General features: G+C 41.0%; 17 protein-coding genes. 5 read left to right on the top strand and 12 right to left on the bottom strand.

Translation table 11 applies throughout. The annotated features are described in order from the left end of the window. Positions 1-8: 8 nt before the first annotated feature. Positions 9-1670, bottom strand: a complete 1662-nt coding sequence (locus tag ACFPA1_RS05165; RefSeq protein ID WP_213140230.1) for an AAA family ATPase — start codon at positions 1668-1670, stop codon at positions 9-11. Positions 1671-1805: 135 nt separating this feature from the next. Continuing rightward, the gene (locus ACFPA1_RS05160; protein ID WP_213115825.1) at positions 1806-2096 is read right to left on the bottom strand and encodes a hypothetical protein; all 291 of its coding nucleotides are present in this window, start codon (positions 2094-2096) and stop codon (positions 1806-1808) included. Positions 2097-2262: 166 nt separating this feature from the next. On the opposite strand from ACFPA1_RS05160, the gene ACFPA1_RS05155 reads away from it, so the two are divergent. Beyond that, a complete protein-coding gene (locus tag ACFPA1_RS05155) occupies positions 2263-2688 on the top strand; it encodes an HIT family protein (RefSeq protein ID WP_213140231.1) in 426 nt (141 codons plus the stop codon). Positions 2689-2736: 48 nt separating this feature from the next. On the opposite strand, the gene ACFPA1_RS05150 is transcribed toward ACFPA1_RS05155, so the two are convergent. Further along, complete coding sequence (locus ACFPA1_RS05150) at positions 2737-4731, bottom strand: acetoacetate--CoA ligase (protein ID WP_378581636.1); 1995 nt, start codon at positions 4729-4731, stop codon at positions 2737-2739. 235 nt (positions 4732-4966) lie between these two features. On the opposite strand from ACFPA1_RS05150, the gene ACFPA1_RS05145 reads away from it, so the two are divergent. Both ACFPA1_RS05145 and ACFPA1_RS05140 read left to right on the top strand, forming a co-directional pair. Next, on the top strand, positions 4967-6403 hold the full coding sequence (locus ACFPA1_RS05145; RefSeq protein WP_213140233.1) for a PLP-dependent aminotransferase family protein: 1437 nt from the start codon (positions 4967-4969) through the stop codon (positions 6401-6403). 495 nt (positions 6404-6898) lie between these two features. Next, positions 6899-8566, top strand: a complete 1668-nt coding sequence (locus ACFPA1_RS05140; protein ID WP_378581634.1) for a ribonuclease J — start codon at positions 6899-6901, stop codon at positions 8564-8566. A gap of 233 nt (positions 8567-8799) precedes the next feature. Here the strand turns inward: ACFPA1_RS05140 and ACFPA1_RS05135 are convergent, their stop codons facing one another. Further along, the gene (locus ACFPA1_RS05135) at positions 8800-9660 is read right to left on the bottom strand and encodes a gamma-glutamylcyclotransferase (RefSeq protein WP_378581632.1); all 861 of its coding nucleotides are present in this window, start codon (positions 9658-9660) and stop codon (positions 8800-8802) included. A 179-nt stretch (positions 9661-9839) separates the two neighbouring features. Here ACFPA1_RS05135 and ACFPA1_RS05130 point away from each other — a divergent pair, with 179 nt between their 5' ends. Then, positions 9840-10412, top strand: a complete 573-nt coding sequence (locus ACFPA1_RS05130) for a phosphatase PAP2 family protein (RefSeq protein ID WP_213140236.1) — start codon at positions 9840-9842, stop codon at positions 10410-10412. Between the two features lie 48 nt (positions 10413-10460). Here the strand turns inward: ACFPA1_RS05130 and ACFPA1_RS05125 are convergent, their stop codons facing one another. Then, on the bottom strand, positions 10461-11228 hold the full coding sequence (locus ACFPA1_RS05125; protein WP_378581630.1) for an alpha/beta fold hydrolase: 768 nt from the start codon (positions 11226-11228) through the stop codon (positions 10461-10463). Positions 11229-11425: 197 nt separating this feature from the next. On the opposite strand from ACFPA1_RS05125, the gene ACFPA1_RS05120 reads away from it, so the two are divergent. Next, complete coding sequence (locus tag ACFPA1_RS05120) at positions 11426-12532, top strand: AbrB family transcriptional regulator (protein ID WP_378581628.1); 1107 nt, start codon at positions 11426-11428, stop codon at positions 12530-12532. Between the two features lie 71 nt (positions 12533-12603). Here ACFPA1_RS05120 and ACFPA1_RS05115 read toward each other — a convergent pair whose 3' ends face one another. The 7 genes from ACFPA1_RS05115 to ACFPA1_RS05085 all read right to left on the bottom strand — a co-directional run bounded on the left by ACFPA1_RS05115 (position 12604) and on the right by ACFPA1_RS05085 (position 19323). After that, positions 12604-13341: a response regulator gene (locus tag ACFPA1_RS05115; RefSeq protein WP_213140238.1), complete on the bottom strand. Its 738-nt coding sequence runs from the start codon at positions 13339-13341 to the stop codon at positions 12604-12606. Next, positions 13319-14929 carry an ATP-binding protein gene (locus ACFPA1_RS05110; protein ID WP_378581625.1) on the bottom strand — a complete coding sequence of 537 codons (1611 nt, stop codon included), beginning with the start codon at positions 14927-14929 and terminating at the stop codon, positions 13319-13321. Before ACFPA1_RS05110 ends, ACFPA1_RS05115 begins: the two co-directional genes overlap by 23 nt. A 70-nt stretch (positions 14930-14999) precedes the next feature. Next, entirely contained in the window at positions 15000-16526 is a 1527-nt protein-coding gene (locus ACFPA1_RS05105; protein ID WP_378581622.1) for a tripartite tricarboxylate transporter permease, read from the bottom strand. A gap of 62 nt (positions 16527-16588) precedes the next feature. Further along, positions 16589-17044, bottom strand: coding sequence for a tripartite tricarboxylate transporter TctB family protein (locus ACFPA1_RS05100; RefSeq protein ID WP_378581621.1), 456 nt, complete (start codon positions 17042-17044; stop codon positions 16589-16591). Positions 17045-17104: 60 nt separating this feature from the next. Continuing rightward, positions 17105-18145 (bottom strand): tripartite tricarboxylate transporter substrate binding protein, encoded by a 1041-nt coding sequence (locus tag ACFPA1_RS05095; protein ID WP_378581620.1) that lies wholly within the window; start codon positions 18143-18145, stop codon positions 17105-17107. 236 nt (positions 18146-18381) lie between these two features. Continuing rightward, complete coding sequence (locus ACFPA1_RS05090) at positions 18382-18522, bottom strand: YrzI family small protein (protein ID WP_213140242.1); 141 nt, start codon at positions 18520-18522, stop codon at positions 18382-18384. Positions 18523-18717: 195 nt separating this feature from the next. Further along, complete coding sequence (locus tag ACFPA1_RS05085) at positions 18718-19323, bottom strand: TetR/AcrR family transcriptional regulator (protein ID WP_378581619.1); 606 nt, start codon at positions 19321-19323, stop codon at positions 18718-18720. Positions 19324-19325 lie beyond the last annotated feature (2 nt).

Genomic DNA, 19325 nt, shown 5'->3' with positions numbered 1-19325 from the left:
TTTTTTAATTATGCCCCGACCTCTGGCATTTCCAGGCTCTGTTGGCCATTTAGTCCTTTATATATTTGTTCAATTTCATCTCCGGTTAAATCGCCCCGCTTAAGCAGTTCTTCTGCAATCGAGTGGACGAAGGCAGCATTCTCAAGAACCAGCTTTTTCACATTGTTCATTTCATCCTTTAACAGCTGGTTTATTTTTGTACGAAGAGCCCTTAGGCCATCGGCTCGCGACCCTAAGGCAAGCCAACTGAACAATTCATCTCCCATCCCAACAATACCGAGATATGCACCGGCAAGCTCTGTTGCCTGCCGCAGGTCAGATGTGACACCATTTAATTTTTTCCCGAGGAATTCTTCCTCCACCGCCCTGGCGGCAAGACAAACTTGTATTTCTGCAAGAATTTCACTGTCACTGCGGTTATATCTTTCATGGGTTGGTTTCGTTGCCGCAAGACCGAGGGCTCCGCCACGGCGAATGATAGTAACCTTCCAAACTCGTTCATGCGGTTTCAACAGGTACTGTGCCACCGCATGACCAGCCTCGTGATAAGCAACATTGCGTTTTTCATCTTCGCTCATTGAACGAAGCGGCTGTTTGAGCCCCCATTCATATGTTTCCATTGCGTTTCGGAAATCCTCATAGCTCGAAACCTGTGCCCCGCGCTGGTGAGCGATGACAATTGATTCGTTGACAATATGCTTTATTTGGGCTGGACTATAGCCGATGGTGTCTAATGCAGCACGTTCTGGAGTCAGCGACTTATCACGCTTGATTTTTTGAAGATAATAGAAGAAGACGTCGACCCGACCATCATAGTCAGGTGAATCGACCCAAAGCTTTCGGTCGAAACGGCCGGGTCTGAGCAGCGCTTGGTCAAGAACATCCGGTAGGTTTGTCGCTCCAATCGTCAAAACCGGAGGCCGTTCAGCCTTTTTACGCCTTAAGCCTAGCGTGCGCAGAAGCTTGGCAAACCAGGAGCTGTCAATATTCGGGGGATCCATTTGCAGGAGGAGCTCATTTAAAAGGCCGGCGCCGCCCATTCCCATCATCCCTCCCATCATTCCGCCGCCTCCGCCGCCTGATTGACGGCTCATTCCGATGGCATCGATTTCGTCGATGAAGATAATACAGGCGCCATATAATTTTGCAAGTTTTCTAGCTTTTTTATATAAACCCATGACTTTAAGGTTTCCTACACCGAAGAACATATTTTGAAAGCTAGGGGCAGATGCATAGGCGAATGGTACTTGTGCTTCATTCGCTATAACTTGGGCCAAGTAAGATTTTCCTGTCCCAGGGGGTCCGCAAAGCAATAATCCCCTTATAGCTTCGCCCCCCATTTCCTTAAATTCCTTCACACCTTTAAGGAGGGTGACAATACGCTTGGCATTTTCTACAATTTCAGGGTTTCCTCGATAATCATCCCAAGAGGAACCTGTTTCACCTGGCAAGATCCAATAGGTTCGCCCCCTGGCCAGAAACCAAAATAGAGCAACAAACTGAATAATCATAAACATCATGGCAAAAAACAGTTGGAAGACAAAACCTAAAATAGTTATCGCGATATTCCATGCTGCAGGTCCTCCTTTTACCAACAGCATGACTAAAAACACGAAAACCGCAACCCAGAGGATAATTTTCCGCCATTTGACCCACTGATAGTTCCTCAAGGTCTCACATCCCTTCTTAAATTTGTGGAATATTCTATGAAAAATAGGCTTCCATGTTGACAGGAAAGGTGTCAGGCATGAAGAAATATTTTCATCAAAAAAACCCTCCGCAAAGGAGGGTTTCTATAAACCAGATTATTTAAATTTCTTATAAATATCAAATAAATACTTGAGAGAAATGGCGATACCGCCAATAAAATAGAAGGTTACCAGTATCCATCCTGACGGGTCTATTGAGAGCATTGAAATGAGGATATTTAATGGGAAGATGAAGTAGAGGACATCCTTAAGATAGTCTAAAACTAATGTTGGGCTGAATGAGCCTTTCCAAAATGATTTTACAAAAGCTATCAGAAAATCAATAAGCATAAGTCCGAAAGCAGCCCACAACGTATAGAGCATCCAATCTGCAAGTGCAAAAGACATTATTCATCACCTCCTTTCCTACATAATATTCGTGTAGAATTAGCTGGTGAGAATAGTGAAAAACTTTATTATAAACAAAATAGTTTAAAATTAGACAAGATATGAGCACAATAAACGAGAAAAATTTATATTTACTATTTTAAACTAGAGAAGAGGATGAAAATGGATGGAATTAAATAAAGATTGCATGTATTGCATGGAGGATGAAAGACGAGACAATCTTATGATTGAAATAGCCAAACTTGGTGTTTCCACAGTTTTTCTCTTTAAAGAGCAAACCTATAAAGGTAGATGTAATGTAGTATATAAGGATCACGTAAAGGAACTTTTTGAACTTAGTGATCAGGAATTATCTTTATTTATGAACGATGTAAAAAAGGTAGCAGCTGCTGTTGACAGGGCTTTCCAACCTAATAAAATAAATTATGGTGCATACGGTGATACATTACATCATTTACATTTACATGTGGTTCCAAAATATGAAGGAGAAGATAATTGGGGATCAACCTTTGTAATGAATCCCGGCAAAGTTTATCTGACTGACAAAGAATATTCAGATATGATCAAGAAGATTACAGCCAATTTAGATTAATCCTGAAAACAATAATAAAGCCGCCCACCTTGTGAGCGGCCTAAAAGTTTATTTTTGTAAGCCGTTTAGACTTTTCTGAAATTCTATGAAATATTGTAAAGTATCAGGATTCGCTAATGAGCCTGTATTCACTGCCTTTTCAACAGGCGTTCCCATCAAAATTTTCTTGATCGGTACCTCCAGCTTCTTTCCGTTCAACGTTTTCGGCAGTTCCTCAACTACAAAAATTTCATTTGGAACATGCCTTGGGGAACAATCTTTACGAATAGCCTGATTAACTCGGGACCTCACATCGTCAGACAGCTCAGTTCCTTGTTTTAAAACTACGAATAAAGGCATATAGGATTGCTCGGCACTTAGCGGCAGATCGACAACTAAGCTATCAAGGACTTCAGGCACCTTTTCTAGTGCACTATATATTTCACTTGTCCCCATCCGGACCCCGCCGCGATTAATCGTTGCATCCGAACGCCCGTATATGATGGCGCTGCCCCTTGAAGTGATTTTAATAAAATCACCATGGCGCCAAATGCCTGGGTACATGTCAAAATAGCTGTCGCGGTAACGCTCGCCGCTTTCATCATTCCAAAAATAAATTGGCATCGATGGCGTCGGCTCGGTAATGACGAGTTCTCCTATCTCATCGGTCAGCTCTTCGCCCTGTTCGTTAAATGCCTTTACAGCAGTACCCAGCGCCCGGCACTGCAATTCCCCAGCATGAACTGGCAGGGTTGGAGCACCGCTAACGATTGAGGTACAAATGTCCGTTCCTCCACTTGTCGAAACGAGCCAAAGGTCTTCTTTCACATGTTCATACACCCATTCAAATCCGCTGACAGGAAGAGGTGACCCCGTTGACCCGATACTTTTTAAATGGGAAAGGTCAAACTGTTCCTTCGGCTTCAGGCCTGCCTTCATGCAAGCCGTAATGAAGCCCGCACTTGTTCCGAACATGGTCATTTTCGAAGATTCGGCAAATTTCCACAATGTATCATAATTTGGATATGCTGGATTACCATCATATAATAGAATCGTTGAACCAACCAGTAAACCGCTTACAACTACATTCCACATCATCCAGCCAGTGGTGGTATACCAGAAGAAACGATCATCTTTAGAGATATTGCTTTGCAGCGCCATCATTTTAAAATGCTCTAATAAAATTCCGCCCTGGCTTTGGACAATCGCTTTTGGTTTGCCAGTAGTACCGGAGGAATATAAAATCCACAGTGGATGGTTGAATGGAACCTGTTCAAATGCTAATTCTTCCCCGGTGTAAATTTCCAGCGGATGATTCCACAAGACAGCGTTCGTTAACTGTCCGATATTTGGCTCTTCATTTATGTTTCGGATAATGATCGTTTGCTGTAGAGTTGGCAGTTCCGCTTGGATTTTTTTCACCAGTTCAAGGCGATCAAAGTCTTTTCCTCCATACCGGTAGCCATCAACGGCAAACAATACCTTCGGTTCAATTTGCTTAAAGCGGTCAATTACGCTCATGATCCCAAATTCAGGTGCACAGCTTGACCAGACGGCCCCGATGCTGGCACATGCAAGAAAGGCTGTAATCGTTTCATGAATATTGGACGCATACGCTACTACACGGTCTCCCGGCTGAACTCCAAGTGATTTAAGATATTCGGCAATGGCCGCGGTGTTCTTTTTCAATTCAGCCCAGGTTATTTTCCCCTGCGTCCGGTTTTCACTTTCGTATATAATTGCTTCTTTTTCAGGGATTTCATTCCGAAATACATGCTCTGCATAGTTTAAAGTAGCTCCAGGAAACCACTGAGCCCCTGGCATTTTTCTTACCTTTAAAACCTCTTCATATGGCGTTTTCGCCTGAATGTCAAAATAGTGCCAGACGGCAGACCAAAAGCCTTCAATCGAGGTAACTGACCACTTCCATAACTGTTCATATGTATCAAAGTGCAATCCCCGTGTTTCTTCCAGCCATATCATGAATTTTTTCAAATTGGATTCATCCTGGAATTGTTGTGAAGGCTCCCACAACAACTTTCCTTCCATTTTTTCAATCGTCATTGCCATTCCCCCAAATGTCGTGTTCGAATTGTTTTAGCTACACTTACCATATACGAGTTTAGGATAGTAATTTCCTTCTTAATTTTTCAAAAAATGAAAAAACTCTTAAAAGAAAAGCTGCCATGTTGCAGGCAGCTAAAATACGAGGCACCGACTATCGTGTCCAAAATGAAAAATGCATTGAAAAAGTATACAATTATAAATAAAACCTAGATTAAGTTGAAGGATGTAGCTAATGGATTGGAAACCTAACAGAGAATCTAAAATACCCATTTATAAACAACTTGCTTTATATATCGAGAACGGGATTGCGGATGGAACTTTTCCCCAAGATAAACCATTGCCTTCTGAAAGAGGCTTGGCGAAAGAGCTCGGAGTAAACAGAAGCACCATCATTGCGGCTTATGACGAGTTGGAATCAAATGGACTGATTGAGCGAAAAAAAGGCAGTGGAACAACCGTAAGCAAAGATATTTGGGGAATGGCTAAGAACCGTGTTCCAAGCTGGAACAGGTATATTGAGGCAGGCTCATTTCTTCCCAATTTACCTGTAACGCAAAGAATTCACAAAGAGATGGCTGAGCAAAAGTTAATTAATTTAGCCAGCGGCGAGTTATCTCAGGATTTATTTCCTTTAACGTCTCTTAGGGAAATTACTATGCACAGATCCTTTATCGGTACTTTGGGATATGACCATCCACAGGGAAATTTGATACTCAGAGAAACACTTGCTAAGCATGTTAAACAGTTCCGAGGGATCGAAACGAATCCTTCATCTATATTGGTTACTTCGGGAGCACAGCAAGCTTTGCATCTTGTGGTGCAATGCCTGTTAAAACCAGGAGACTCAGTTGCCCTTGAGAATCCTTCCTATCATTACAATCTGCCTGTATTTAAATCTGCAGGTATCAAAACCTATTATTTAAAGGTTGGCAATGATGGGATAAACCCAGACAATATAACCGATTTATATAAAAAACATCGAATTAGGATGATTTTCTTGAATCCAATTTTTCAAAATCCTACGGGAACGCTTTTATCCCTAGAACGGAGGAAAAAGATTCTTGAAATATCATCTGAATTTGGAATTCCAGTGGTGGAGGATGACCCCTATAGTTTGACGCCTTTTTCAATGAAAAAAATCCCAACTCTTAAATCATTAGACCATCATGGAAATGTTTTATATATTAGTTCTTTGACAAAAATTGTTGCCTCCGGGCTGCGGATAGGATGGATTATTGGACCGAAACAGGTCATTGAAAGGTTATCAGATGCCAAACAGCAAGTCGATTTTGGACATGCCAGTTACTCGCAATGGATTGCGAATGATTTTTTAGAATCACATGATTTTAAATCGCATATGAAAAGCTTAGTAAAGAGGTTGGAAAGCCGCAGAGATCAAATTGTTGACAGCCTGGATACGTTTTTAAAAGATCAAGTCGAATTTAAAATCCCTCAAGGCGGCATTCACTTGTGGTGCCGAATTAAAAATGAATGTGATGAAATCAATTTGTTGGAGGAATCGATAAAAAGAGGTGTAATATTTGTCCCTGGTTCAACGATGGGGACTGAAAAGGGATTCGTCCGTTTTACCTTTGCAAGGGAAAATGAGGAAATGATTAATGAAGGAATTCGAAGGTTTGCTAATGCACTTGAGAGTGTTTCAAAGTAAATAGGGCAAATAATAAGACCATCCTTCAAGATGGTCTAATCAACCCCAATATAGATTCCAAGTGAAATTAAAGCGATGCCGATAATAACAACATATATTAAAGTTAAGTTGGTGGTGTTTCTTTTTGTTGATCCACTGTAGTTTTCATCAGGTTTCCTGGTAATTAATAGCGTTGAAACTACAGAAAAAATAAGGATTAAAATTACTAAACCGATCATTATATTCATACTGCACCTCTAATTAAAAAGCTTTTGCTACCTATATAATATCGAAAACATATTGATTATTGACCATCCAATTCATCTAAAATTAGACCATCCACTTTTTTCTTAATAAAAAAGGCCGTTGTTTATACGGGCCCCTATATTATATTTACACGTTACCTCATGATTTTGGGGCGGTGAATCTTACGGAAAAATGGTGTTCACAGTTAAATTAATGAAGGATTCTCCGGGTATATTATAAATATCAGAATGTATTCGGGAGGTAGAAAAAGTGAGTAACAATACCCTATCCTTTTTTGCTTTAGGCGGCATTAATGAAATTGGCAAAAACATGTATGTGATTCAATATAATGACGATATCGTGGTGATTGATGCCGGCGGAATGTTTCCTGATGAAAGCTTGCTTGGAATTGATTTGATCATCCCAGATGTGACCTATTTGGAAGAAAACCGTGAGAAAATCCGTGCTTTGGTTGTGACTCATGGGCATGAAGACCATATTGGAGGTGTCCCTTATTTTTTAAAAAAATTAAATGTACCTATTTATGCAACACGTTTTACGCTCGGTTTGATTGAATTAAAATTGGAAGAGCACAGACTAAAACGGGATACTAAGCTTATACCGATTGATGCTGATTCAGAGTTAGAATTTGGCGAGATTAAAGTTTCCTTTTTCAAAGTCAGCCATAGCATTCCGGATTGTCTTGGGATTGTTTTCCATACACCAGAAGGAAATGTCGTTCATACGGGGGACTTTAAATTTGATCTAACTCCGGCCAATAACCAATATTCCGATATACATAAAATGGCAGAGATTGGCCAGAAAGGCGTTTTGGCGTTAATTTCGGAAAGTACGAACGCAGAAAGAAAAGGGATCACTCCTTCTGAGCAAATGGTGGGCAGTCATATGTTGGAAGCTTTTCTTCGGGCTACGGGGAAAATTTTCGTTTCGACTTTTGCTTCCAATGTTAATCGTGTGCAGCAAGTCGTGGAAGCCTGTCTTGAGACAAATCGAAAGCTGGCCTTGCTGGGCCGAAGTATGGTGAATGTCGTTGATGTTGCCATTGAACGTGGCTATTTGCATGTACCGGAAGGAATGCTGATAGCAGCAGGCGAAATCGAAAAATTTGCCCCCGAACGAGTCGCCATCCTATGTACTGGAAGTCAGGGCGAGCCAAATGCCGCTCTCGGGCGGCTCGCAAGCGGAAGCTATCGGGATGCTTCGATTTATCCCGATGATACTGTTATTCTAGCGGCATCCCCTATTCCTGGGAACGAAAAGGATGTTTCCCGGATTATCGATAACTTGTTCCAGCGGGGAGCGCATGTTATTTACGGTTCCGGAAGCTCAACCGGTATGCATGTATCGGGCCACGGTTACCAGGAAGATCTAAAACTGATGCTTACGTTGATGAAGCCCACTTACTTTATTCCGATTCACGGCGAATACCGGATGCTTCACCATCACCGGATGCTTGCGGAATCGGTTGGAGTGGAAAAAGGAAATACCTTTATTATCCGGAATGGGGATGTTGTGGATATTCAAGACAGGGTTGCGAGGCAGACAAGATCTGTCCCTGCTGGTGATACATATGTCGACGGCGTGAGTGTAGGTGATGTGGGAGAAATTGTGCTTCGTGATCGGAGGCAACTGTCAGAAGATGGCATGCTAGTAATCGTTTTAACGTTAAGCAAACGGGACCAAAGGATTATCCAAGGACCCGACACGATTACGCGCGGATTTGTGTATGTGAAGGAATCTGAGAATTTGATGAGGGAAATTAACAGCCTTGTCAAAAAGACGGTCAATGACTTACAAGAAGAAAACATTCGGCAATGGAACGTCATCAAACAAAATATCAAGAAGGCTGTAGGACAGTATCTCTTTAAAGAAACGAAAAGAAAACCGATGATATTGCCGATTATTATTGAGATATGAATGTGTAAAAAATTGCCAGGCACCTTCTACCGAGCGCCTGGCAATTTTTGGAGTTTAGAAGTAAAAATTATGATTCTCCAGATATATTTAGAAAATCGCAGATATATTTGGAAGTTCGCAGATATATTTGGAAATTCGTAGATATAATTAAAAATTCGCAGATATCCTTAGAAAATTCGCGGATATAAATGATGATATGCAAGAATGGCGCTATTTTTAATCAAAAACCAATTTCAGATTCGCGAGTAAAGCATCTTAACGTGTTCCTGCAACCTCGAAAGATAAGTTTCACTTAAAAAACCGCTCCCGCCACGGATAATTTCCTCGAGATAATGGTCAGGCGGTGCTGTTTCAGGGTCTTTCGAAACGACTATGAATGTTAGTACATCTTGGATTGTCTGGCCATGCATCTTGACATCAATTAATGCAGGCCGGTAGAGGCGAGTATGAACGCCTTCTCGCCGGTATAAATATTCGAGACATTCATATGGAATCTCGTAAACCTTCCCTTCCACAACACCTCCCTCTTCCACAATGTCTGCCCGTCCGCCGTCAGGCAGCTTTTTTGTAAACCGAAGGGTGTAACCCTTAAGCTCTGCAACCCCGGCAAATTTTTGAAAAAAATGGTCAACACCACCGAGCTTAAACCTGGCATGGTCCAAACAGCTGCCATATGCAAAATACAGTACGTTCCTGCTTTGTTTTTCAAACTGATACACCTTCCAGTCACCTAGTAGGATTGGCGTAATTAACATGCTTTCGTTGTGTTTGGCAACCGTGTAGATATAGGCTTCCGTCTTCCCATTGTCATGAAAAATGATTTGTTTTTTACGGTCGTATAAATTGTCGTGACTATGTTCCTCATATTCTTCCAATTCGTCCAGGCTGCATAGATGTTTATCTGAAACCAGGTATAATTCCCCATATACCGGATCCGATTCTGATTCTTTCACCGCCGGATAACCTAGTCCAGTGTCGAAAAGGCTTCCGTTTGCCCAAGCCTGCTCAGCTACAAGCTCTGCCCCCTGCAGCAAATGATGATATTTTTCATTCTTTCTCAATGTTCCATAAACGAAGACATAATGTTTGTTCATTTTTTTCAGCAATCCCTTTCGTTGAAATAAATTCATCCATTCTAAACTTATCTTTACTTCGGCATAAAAATCCTAGATTCCTTTTACAGTTAGAGTAATTTTTTTGGATTCCTTTCTATACATGGACTGCTGGTTTGCTGGAAATAATAGCATTTAGTTAAAGTTAAGGGGGCATCTTAATGGATCTTAATATTTTTAGAATAATAAATAAAATGGCCGGCCGTTCTCGTTTATTGGATATGATCATGATAACCATTTCGAAAAAAGCTCGTTATGTATATGTATTATTATTAATTATCTTGTGGTTTCGCAATAAGAACTATAAAAAACACTCGCTATTAACGGGGGTATCGGTTGGAGTAACCTATATTATTACTTTCATAATAAAATTTTTCAATTATCAACCAAGGCCATTTGTGAACCATGAGGTGCATTTATTACCTCCTGTGCCAGCAAAAAAGGATTCTTCCTTTCTAAGTAAACATACAGCATTGGCTTTTGCGGCAGCTGTTTCAGTGCTTTTATATCAACGAATATTTGGAAAAATAATGTGGTATTTGGGTATATTTATCGGAATCTCACGGATTTGGATGGGGCACCATTACCCTTATGAAATTGTTAGAAGTGCTGCACTCGGAAGTATAGCTAGTTTCATGGTTCACCTTACGAAAAAGCTGTGGGATCCAATCTTATCCCGATTTATTTATTCATATAATCGTTTTTGCTCCTTTTTAAAATTCCAATTAAAATAATGTTAGCGGGAGCAGCCTTTAGGATTCCTCCCTCTTTTTCATATTTGTTTAATTATGTTTTTGAATAAACCTGCTGATTAGTTGGTTTAAGTTAGGAGCTGACTTCGTTGGTATCTGGTGCTTTTCATATATAAATTTTAATTCATTATTAGGAAGCTTTTCATTTAAAATTTTGGCATATTTATGAAACGATTTATCTTTTTTTCCATAAATCAATAAAACCGGATGATTAATGGTATGTAATTGATTGGTACAATTGTATTGCAAGCTATAATTGTAATATTGTGCGATGTTTCTTGTATCACCATTCAGGGCTTCTTGATACATAGCTTTGAATATTTTTTTATCATCGGAATTGCCCCAGGAAATCCCTAAAGCCAACAAACGTTTGGCTCCTGCTTTGGCAAGCAGCCGTGCCAGAATAATTCTTTTTTCATTATACCAATCATAAACCTCAGACATTCCGCTGATAATAATGGCTCCCAATGCCCTGTCCGGGTTTGTCAATAAAAATTCCAAGGCAATGGAACCTCCGGTGGAATATCCGCAAAGATATGCTTTTGAGATTCTTAGATAGTCCAAGAGATACCGTATGTCATCCGCAATTAACCGATAGGTAAGAGGTTGTTCCGAATAAGAGCTCTGGCCATGGCCGCGAATATCAAAACAAATGACTTTGTAATTTTTCGATAAATCATCCATCTGGTATTTGAAATTAGCGCTTGTGAGCAAGGGAGGATGGATAAAAACGATGGGAACTCCTTCCCCTTTCACGGTGTAATACAGGCTGATTCTTTCCTTTTTCATAACAGGCATCGTTAACCCCTCCTTTATTTCATATTTCAACTGGCTTTAATATTCAAATTCATTATTTAGGTTTACTCCTACATAAAGCCCTTATTCTAAAAAGAATGCTTCAAAATATTAAGGATCAATAAATCATGGTAAAATGATGATAATATGGAGTATTCAAACATAACGTAATATTATTTTTACAGAATGAAGGGTTGTCGTTGACAAAGTTTTCGAATATTAATACCAATAAATCAAATCGCTTTTTTATAACACTCTTCATTGCTCTTATCGGCGCGCTGATATTCCAATTCCTTCATACCCCCATTCCTTGGCTTTTAGGACCAATGACTGCCGTATTCATTGGCTCTAGGTTTAATCGATTTGAACTGTACTGGCCGAGATCGATTCGAGAAATTGGATTAATCATTGTGGGCTATTCGATTGGGCTGTCGTTTACCAAAACGGCTCTTTATCAAATCATGGCGAATTTGCCTTCCATGTTGTTAATGACCACTTTACTAATTTGTTTTTGTGCCGGCATTGCCTTTGTTGTAGCAAAGCTGACTGACGTTGATTATCCCACTGTTCTAACCGGAAGTATCCCCGGGGGTCTTTCGCAAATGATTACCTTTGCCGAAGAGATGAAGGGAATTGATATTACAACGGTGACGTTTCTTCAGGTTGCCAGATTAATGATGATTATCTTTTTTGTTCCGTTTCTAGTGTTCGGACCGCTTTTTCATAATTCAGGGAAAGTAGATTCAGGTTCCTCGTTTTTGCAAAACGCAGATCAAACTTCTGGAGGAATCCTTTCTCCGATGCTGATTTTATTCGCGGTTATTTGCGTTTTAAGTGCCATACTAGCGAAAAAAATAAAGGCACCTACTCCATTTCTGCTGGGGCCGATTTTGGGAACCGCTATTTTTACTATTGGCGGGCTGCAAGGTCCTGCACTCATCCCTTCTATTTTGGACCTCTCACAATTTATGATTGGCGGCTATATAGGACTGTTGTTGAAACCTGAAAAACTGACAAATAAAGCAAAAGTTATTACCCTTTCCATTATCAGCGGGGGACTGATGATTCTCTGCTCATTAGGTTTAAGTTTGCTTTTGGTATACTTTCGGTATTTCACTCCATCCACCAGCTTCTTGAGTGTCGCCCCAGGAGGAATGGATCAAATGGGCATCCTCGCTCATGCAATAGGAGCGGACTTATCAATGGTGAGTGGCTTTCAGCTATTCCGGCTGTTTTTCATATACTTTGCCGTCCCGCCAATCCTAAGATGGATATTCAAAATCAGAAAAACCGCAAAATCCACTTAGACTTACCAACATAACAAAAAGTGTAAAACCTGAAGAGGTCTTACACTTTTTTATTTTTATAAGTGTCCGCCTCAGGTGGACATTTGTCTTTTGGTGGCGTCTGATACCAAATAGACGCGTTCAGGGCGGCCAACTGTGCCGTAGGCTAAATCGGCTTCGATTTTGTCCTCCGCGACAAGGTGTTCGAGGTAGCGGCGGGCGGTGGTGCGGCTGACGCCGATTTCTTTGGCAACGCGTTCAGCGGTGAGACCGCCCTCTGCTCGTCCGAGTACTTCCATTACCTTATCTAAGGTAAGCGGGTCGATGCCCTTTGGAAGGTAAGGCTTGTCCCCCGCTCCTGCGGCCCCCTCAACATCCTTGCGCAACAGCTGGTCGACCTGTTGCTGGGTGACGTGCGGATTATCTTGTCCCAATTGAACAAGCTTTCTATGAAACTCTTGATACCGCAGCAATGATTGCTTGAAACGCTCAAAGACAACTGGTTTAATGATGTAATCAAAGACACCTATACTAATTGCCTCTTGAACTTTATCAATCTCTTTCGTGGCCGTAATCATAATGACGTCCATTTGCTTTGCCTGCTGTTTTGTTTCCTTCAGCAAATCTAGTCCGTTCATATCCGGAAAATAAACATCCAACAGAAGCAGATCCGGCTGCAAAATCTCGATTAACGTTTTTGCTTCCAGATAACTAGCCGCAATTCCCACCGTTTGAAAGCCTTCGAGTTGTTCCAAAAACCTCTTTTGGATTTCCGCCACACGTAAATCATCCTCAACAATTAACACTTCAATATCTCGGTTCACCTTCATGCAAACTCCCCCTGCGTTTTGGAATCGCCACTGTAAAAATCGTTCCTTCTCCCTTGGCCGATGAAAACGTCACGTATCCCCCTAATTCGTGAATTTCCTTTTGAACGAGACTAAGACCGATTCCGGAATTGGTTCCTGAATTCTTTGTTGAAAAGCCTTCTTTAAAAATCTGATCAGTCAACTCGGCGTCAATCCCTGCGCCGTTATCTTCTACTTCGATAATCAATTCCCTGCCAAGGTCGGTTAAAAACAAGGAAACGATTTTTTCCACCTTGTCATTTGCCCTCACAGCTTCAAAAGCATTGTTGACGAGATTGCCAATAATCGTGACTAGTGAATCCCGGCTGATGTCACCAGGAAGATCCCTAAAACTGCTTTCACTATCAATCGTAAACTGAATTTTCAGCTCGCTAGCCAGGCTGACTTTCCCTAGAATAAACCCAGCAATAATCGGATCAGGTATTTCCTTCATTAAAAATCGAATGAACGCTTGGGTAACATCCACTTCTCTCGATATGAAATCGATTGCCTCTTTATAGGAACCTAACTGAATCAACCCCAGCAATGTATAGAGACGATTGGAATACTCATGTGTCTGAGCTCGCAGCCCTTCTGCATAAGCCTTGACATGAGATAATTCCTGAAGCAGGTGCGCCAATTCAGATTTATTCCGCAAGCTCGCTACAGCCCCGATAACGGCACCTTTGTTGTTAAAAATTGGCACTCGGTTTGCTAAAAAGATTTCCCCAAAAATCATGAATTCCCTGTCATATTCGGCCTGACCGGTCCTGACTACATCGAGCAAATGCGTATTTTCCAGCACTTCTTCAATCCTTGTCCCACGAAGAACGGTATCGCAAGGGACTTGTAAAATTTTATGGGCTGTTTCGTTGACAACCGTGATTCTTCCATTCGTATCAATGGCAATTATTCCTTCATGAATGGATTCAAGGATCGCATGCTTTTCCTGATACATCCAGGCAATCTCCTCTGGCTCAAGCCCCAAAAGTGCCTTTTTAATATTAAACGAGATTAATATAGCAGCCAGAAGACCGCCTAATAAAATAATCATGATGGCCCAAAAGACCTTCTTCTGAATTCGCGCCACTTCTTTTTTAATATCTGTCTGCAGGTACCCTACTGAAACGACGCCGGCAACCTGTCCACCAATAAAAATTGGAGCTTTTCCTCGTAAAGAAGGTCCAAGTGTCCCAACTGATTCCGATATAATTGATTCTCCTTTAAAAACACGGTCATTATCTCCACCGACCATTTTTTTGCCTAAACGATTAGAGTTAGGGTGTGAATAACGGACCTCGTCTCGATTTCCGATAACAATAAATTCCGCACCCACCTGTTTGCGTATTTTTTCCGCAATAGGCTGAATAATTAAAGCGGGGTCCTCCGCACTAAACGCCTTTTGTATTTCCGGCATGTTTGCAATCGATTGAGCAACGGATAACGCCTTCGTTCCAATCTCATGCTTCAAATTCGTTTCCATGATATTTTTAAACGTAAATTCTATGATGGTCCCCATTATAATAATAACTATAGAGATTCCCAGCATCAGTTTTGTATGTAAACGCATGCAAACACCTCTATCTTAATAATATATTAAAAAAACTCCTTTAAAAAGGAGTTTTTTGTAATCTTCAGATTTATCCCTCAACATTAATGATAACCTCTTTGCCCCTGCGCTTCATCATGAATGGCACGACGAGCCATAATAGGGTGATTAATAGAAAAATTAATGAAATTGGGCGGGAAAGAAATACCGTATAATCACCGTTCGAAATGGTCAATGCTCTTCTAAGGTTATTCTCAAGCATTGGGCCTAAAACAAGTCCAAGAACAAGTGGAGCAATCGGATAATCATTTTTGCTTAAAAAGTAACCAAGAACACCGCAGGCTAATAATAAAAGTAAATCGTAAGTCGATACTTGGACCGCATAAACACCGAAAATCGAAATGGCAATAATCATTGGAATCAAGTACTTCTTTGGTGTCTCGATAATTTTTGCAAAAACTTTTACTAGAGGCAGATTTAAGATTAATAGCATAAAATTTCCGATAAACATACTGGCAATCAAGCCCCACGCCACTTGTGGATGGTCTTCAAATAATAACGGACCCGGCTGGACATTGTACATCATCAGGGCCCCCATCAAGATAGCAGTAGTCCCAGAACCCGGAATACCTAGTGTTAATAATGGGATCATCGCTCCGCCTGATGCAGCGTTATTAGCGGATTCAGGAGCAGCAACTCCAGCAATCGTACCTGTTCCAAATTTTTCAGGTTTCTTTGAAATCTTTTTTTCTAGCAGATAAGAGAAGAATGATGCGAGTGTTGCTCCTGCCCCCGGTAGAATACCAACGAAAAAGCCGAGTAATGATCCGCGGACAATTGGAGCTGCAGACTCCTTGAATTCTTCCTTGGACGGCAGCATATTGTTGATTTTGGCAATTTCTCCTTCTTCCTCTTCTTTTTCAAGGATGGTTTTGAACACCTCACCAAGGGCAAATAAACCAACCGCGAGTGTCAAAAACTCAATTCCCTGGTATAACCATGGGATCTCGAAGGTAAACCGGGCAATCCCCGAAACATTGTCAATTCCAATCGTTCCTAGCAAAAGGCCGCAAACCGTCATAATCAACGCTTTCGTTACCGATTTTCCGGCCAATCCGCTGACCGCCCCGAGCCCAAGAAGCATAAGTGAAAAATATTCTGCTGGACCAAATTTAAGAGCGACGTTTGATAATGGCTTTGCTAATAAAATAAGTGCGATAATCGTAACGATCCCAGCAAAGAACGAGCCGATTGCCGCAATCGAAAGGGCGCTCCCCGCTCTCCCTTTTTTCGCCATTTGATAACCGTCCAGGGTCGTCACAACGGAGGACGATTCTCCCGGTGTATTTAATAGGATTGAAGTTGTCGACCCCCCATACATCGCCCCATAGTAGACACCAGCAAGAAGAATGATGGCGCTGGTCGCTGCCTGCTCCGGCGGAAGTCCGCCGGTTATCGATGCTGTTACCGGAATCAAGAGCGCGACACCGCTCATAGGTCCAATTCCCGGAAGCACCCCAACCGCGGTACCGATTAAAACCCCGACAAAAGCAAAGATGATATTATACCAGATAAGTGCTGTTCCAAAACCTTGTAATAAATAATCAAGTATACCCATGTCCGTACTCCTTTCTAAAAAGCTGAGATTTCCTTAAATGCGGAAGGTATTTTGCCTCAAACCTACGAGAACCAAACTGGCCAGCCTGGCAGGGTCCCTTTTAAAACCTCCACGAATAAAAAGTAAACAATTCCTGAAAATGCTGCTGAAATAATAAGTGAATTGATCCATTTTGAACGTTCCATCGTTTGAAAGCAGACAAATAAAAATAAGAATGTGGTGATTACATAACCAATGGATTCCAACGTTAAAATATAAAGCAAAGTCGCAATAAAAATAATGATGAATGGTTTGTATTCTAATTTTTCTTTATTTTCCTGCTTGTTTTTGTTTTGAAACGTCTCAAAAAACAAGCGAATACTTAACAACACTAGCGCGTTTCCAAGGACGAGCGGGAAAATATCCGGCCCGACCACACTTCCGTAAGATGAACTGGCAAGATGCCGGCTGCCTATGATAAACAATACGCCTACTGCAAGAAACAGGACTGACGCAATACGGTCGAATTTCATTTCCATTCGAAGTCCTCCTTTTTGAAAAAATAAGGGAAGGAGAAAAGCAACTCCTTCCCGCCTTTATTACTTCTGCATGCCTAATGCTGTTAATAATTCTTTGACTTGCTTATCCTGATCTCCTAAGAATTTTTGGAAGTCAGCGCTGTTTTTGTATTCCAATTCCCAGCCTTGTGTTTCAACTTCTTTTTTCCATTCAGGTGACTGGACAAGCTTGTCGATAGTCTTTTCCCAATAAGTTTTAGCTTCTTTAGACATTTTTTCCGGTCCAAACACACCACGCCAAATCGTGAACTCTGCATCTACACCTTGTTCTTTAGCTGTTGGAACGTCTTTGAAATCGCCGCCTAAACGTTCAGTTGAAGTAATTGCCAACACACGAACCTTGCCTGCTTTTAAGAATTCTTTTACGCTTGAAGCATCTGTGCCGATCACGTCTGCATTACCGCCAAGCAATGCCGTAATTGCCTCACCGCCGCCATCATAGGAAACGTACTTGATCTTAGTTGGGTCCACGCCGTATTTAAATGCTGGCAGGATAGAAATTAAGTGGTCCATTGAGCCAGGTGCGGAACCGCCGGCAAATGTTAGTTTAGTAGGATCTTTCTTCACTTCATCTAATACAGACTTTAAATCTTTGAATTTTGAATCGGCCTTTACAACGATTGCTCCATAATCCTTTGTCAGCTGTGCCAATGGTGTTGTGTTTTTATAACCATATGGGCTGTTACCTTCTTTTTTCAGGTTGTTAATAATGATTGGCGGTGAGTTGACAAACAGCATGTCATTGTTTGCCGCTTGCTGTGTGGCGTATTCCGCCATAAACACGGCACCGCCACCACCCGGTTTGTTTTCAACCGTTAACGGCTGCTCCACCATTTTGGTTTCGCTTAAGATTTTTGTGAAGGAGCGTGCTGTTAAATCCCAGCCGCCGCCTGCCCCGGATGGTGCCACAACGGTAATGGCCTTAGTTGGGTAGCCTGTCCCTTCTTCTTTTTTGGCTGCTGGACTTGAAGTTTCTTTGCTGGCACCGCTGCTACATGCAGCAAGGCTTAACGCCAATGCTCCCGCAGTCACCACTGTTGAAAATTTTTTGAAACTAAACATCTTTTTAATTCCCCCTTGTAAACGTTTACCTAATTCTACAAAAAATTTAGAATATTGAAAGTTTATATACTTAAACAGCATTAAAACCTTATTAATCATTTTGTTCATTTTGTTCACAAATGAGGCGTGGGGACGGTTCTCGTGCCTCAAAAATTTCGTTAAGCGAACCTCTTGGTTCCGTTCATCCGGTCCAACTAAGTAAAAAAAAGCTAGGGCCTCTGCCCTAACCTCTATGATTATTTAAAATTCCTCATCGAAATACGTTGATTTTTATTCTCATCATGTAGTTTTTCTATATAATCATCCTGTACTGCCTCTTTTAAACTTTTTGTTCGTTTTGTGATGGTGATGGTTAAAAACAAAATATTTAGAGTCATAATTAGCCCACCTTTCTTTCACTTTTTAAAATGACCAGTCGGTTTATTTAATCTCTAAAAAAATTCTCTTCCAAATAGACTGTTGAGTCTATTTTGATTTTATTATATATTTATGCTGAATTCAATGATTTTGCGCTGAAATTTCTGAAAAACCGCATGAAGAACAAATTTTTTCCATATACAGTTCTAGTCAGGCTAAGCCTTAATTTTTCTTAAAAACATTTCCCTCATCTTGTTAATCACATCATTACATGGAAAGTCGGGATAGATCGTTTGAATCATTGCCCCATCAATCATCGACCAAAATACATTGGCATAAATTTCTGGCTTCAGGTCCTTCTTTATCTCTCCTGAATGCTGACCCTCTTTAATGATCTGTGAAAAAAGCTGGATAAAATATTCGTGTCTTCGCTGGTTTAATTTTTCCAATAATTCTGGGTGACGAGATGCATGAAGTTTAAATTCATCGTGGACAACAATATTGCCGATATCTTCTCGATCCTTTGGTGATAAATACATATCAAATAGATGTATTATTTTATCTATGGAATTGGTGCATGTCCCCAATTCGCCAGTTAGTTTTTCATACGTAGCCTCTGTACTCGCCTTCATCAATTCCAGAAAAATTTCATCTTTGCTTTTGAAATAATTATAGATAGCCCCTTTGCTAATTCCGGAATGCTGCACAATGTCGTCAACGGTAGCAATCAGGAATCCTTTCTGAGCAAAGCAGACAAAAGCGCTATCCAATATCTCTTTACGCTTTTTTTCTTTATAGGAGTCGGATACAATTGGCGCCATGG

The organism is Neobacillus sp. GCM10023253 (assembly GCF_042653105.1).
In the GTDB taxonomy this organism is placed as follows: Bacteria; Bacillota; Bacilli; order Bacillales; family Cytobacillaceae; genus Neobacillus; species Neobacillus citreus.
The sequence above is the reverse complement of the archived record's forward strand: the minus strand, read 5'-3'. Positions and strand labels throughout refer to the sequence as shown.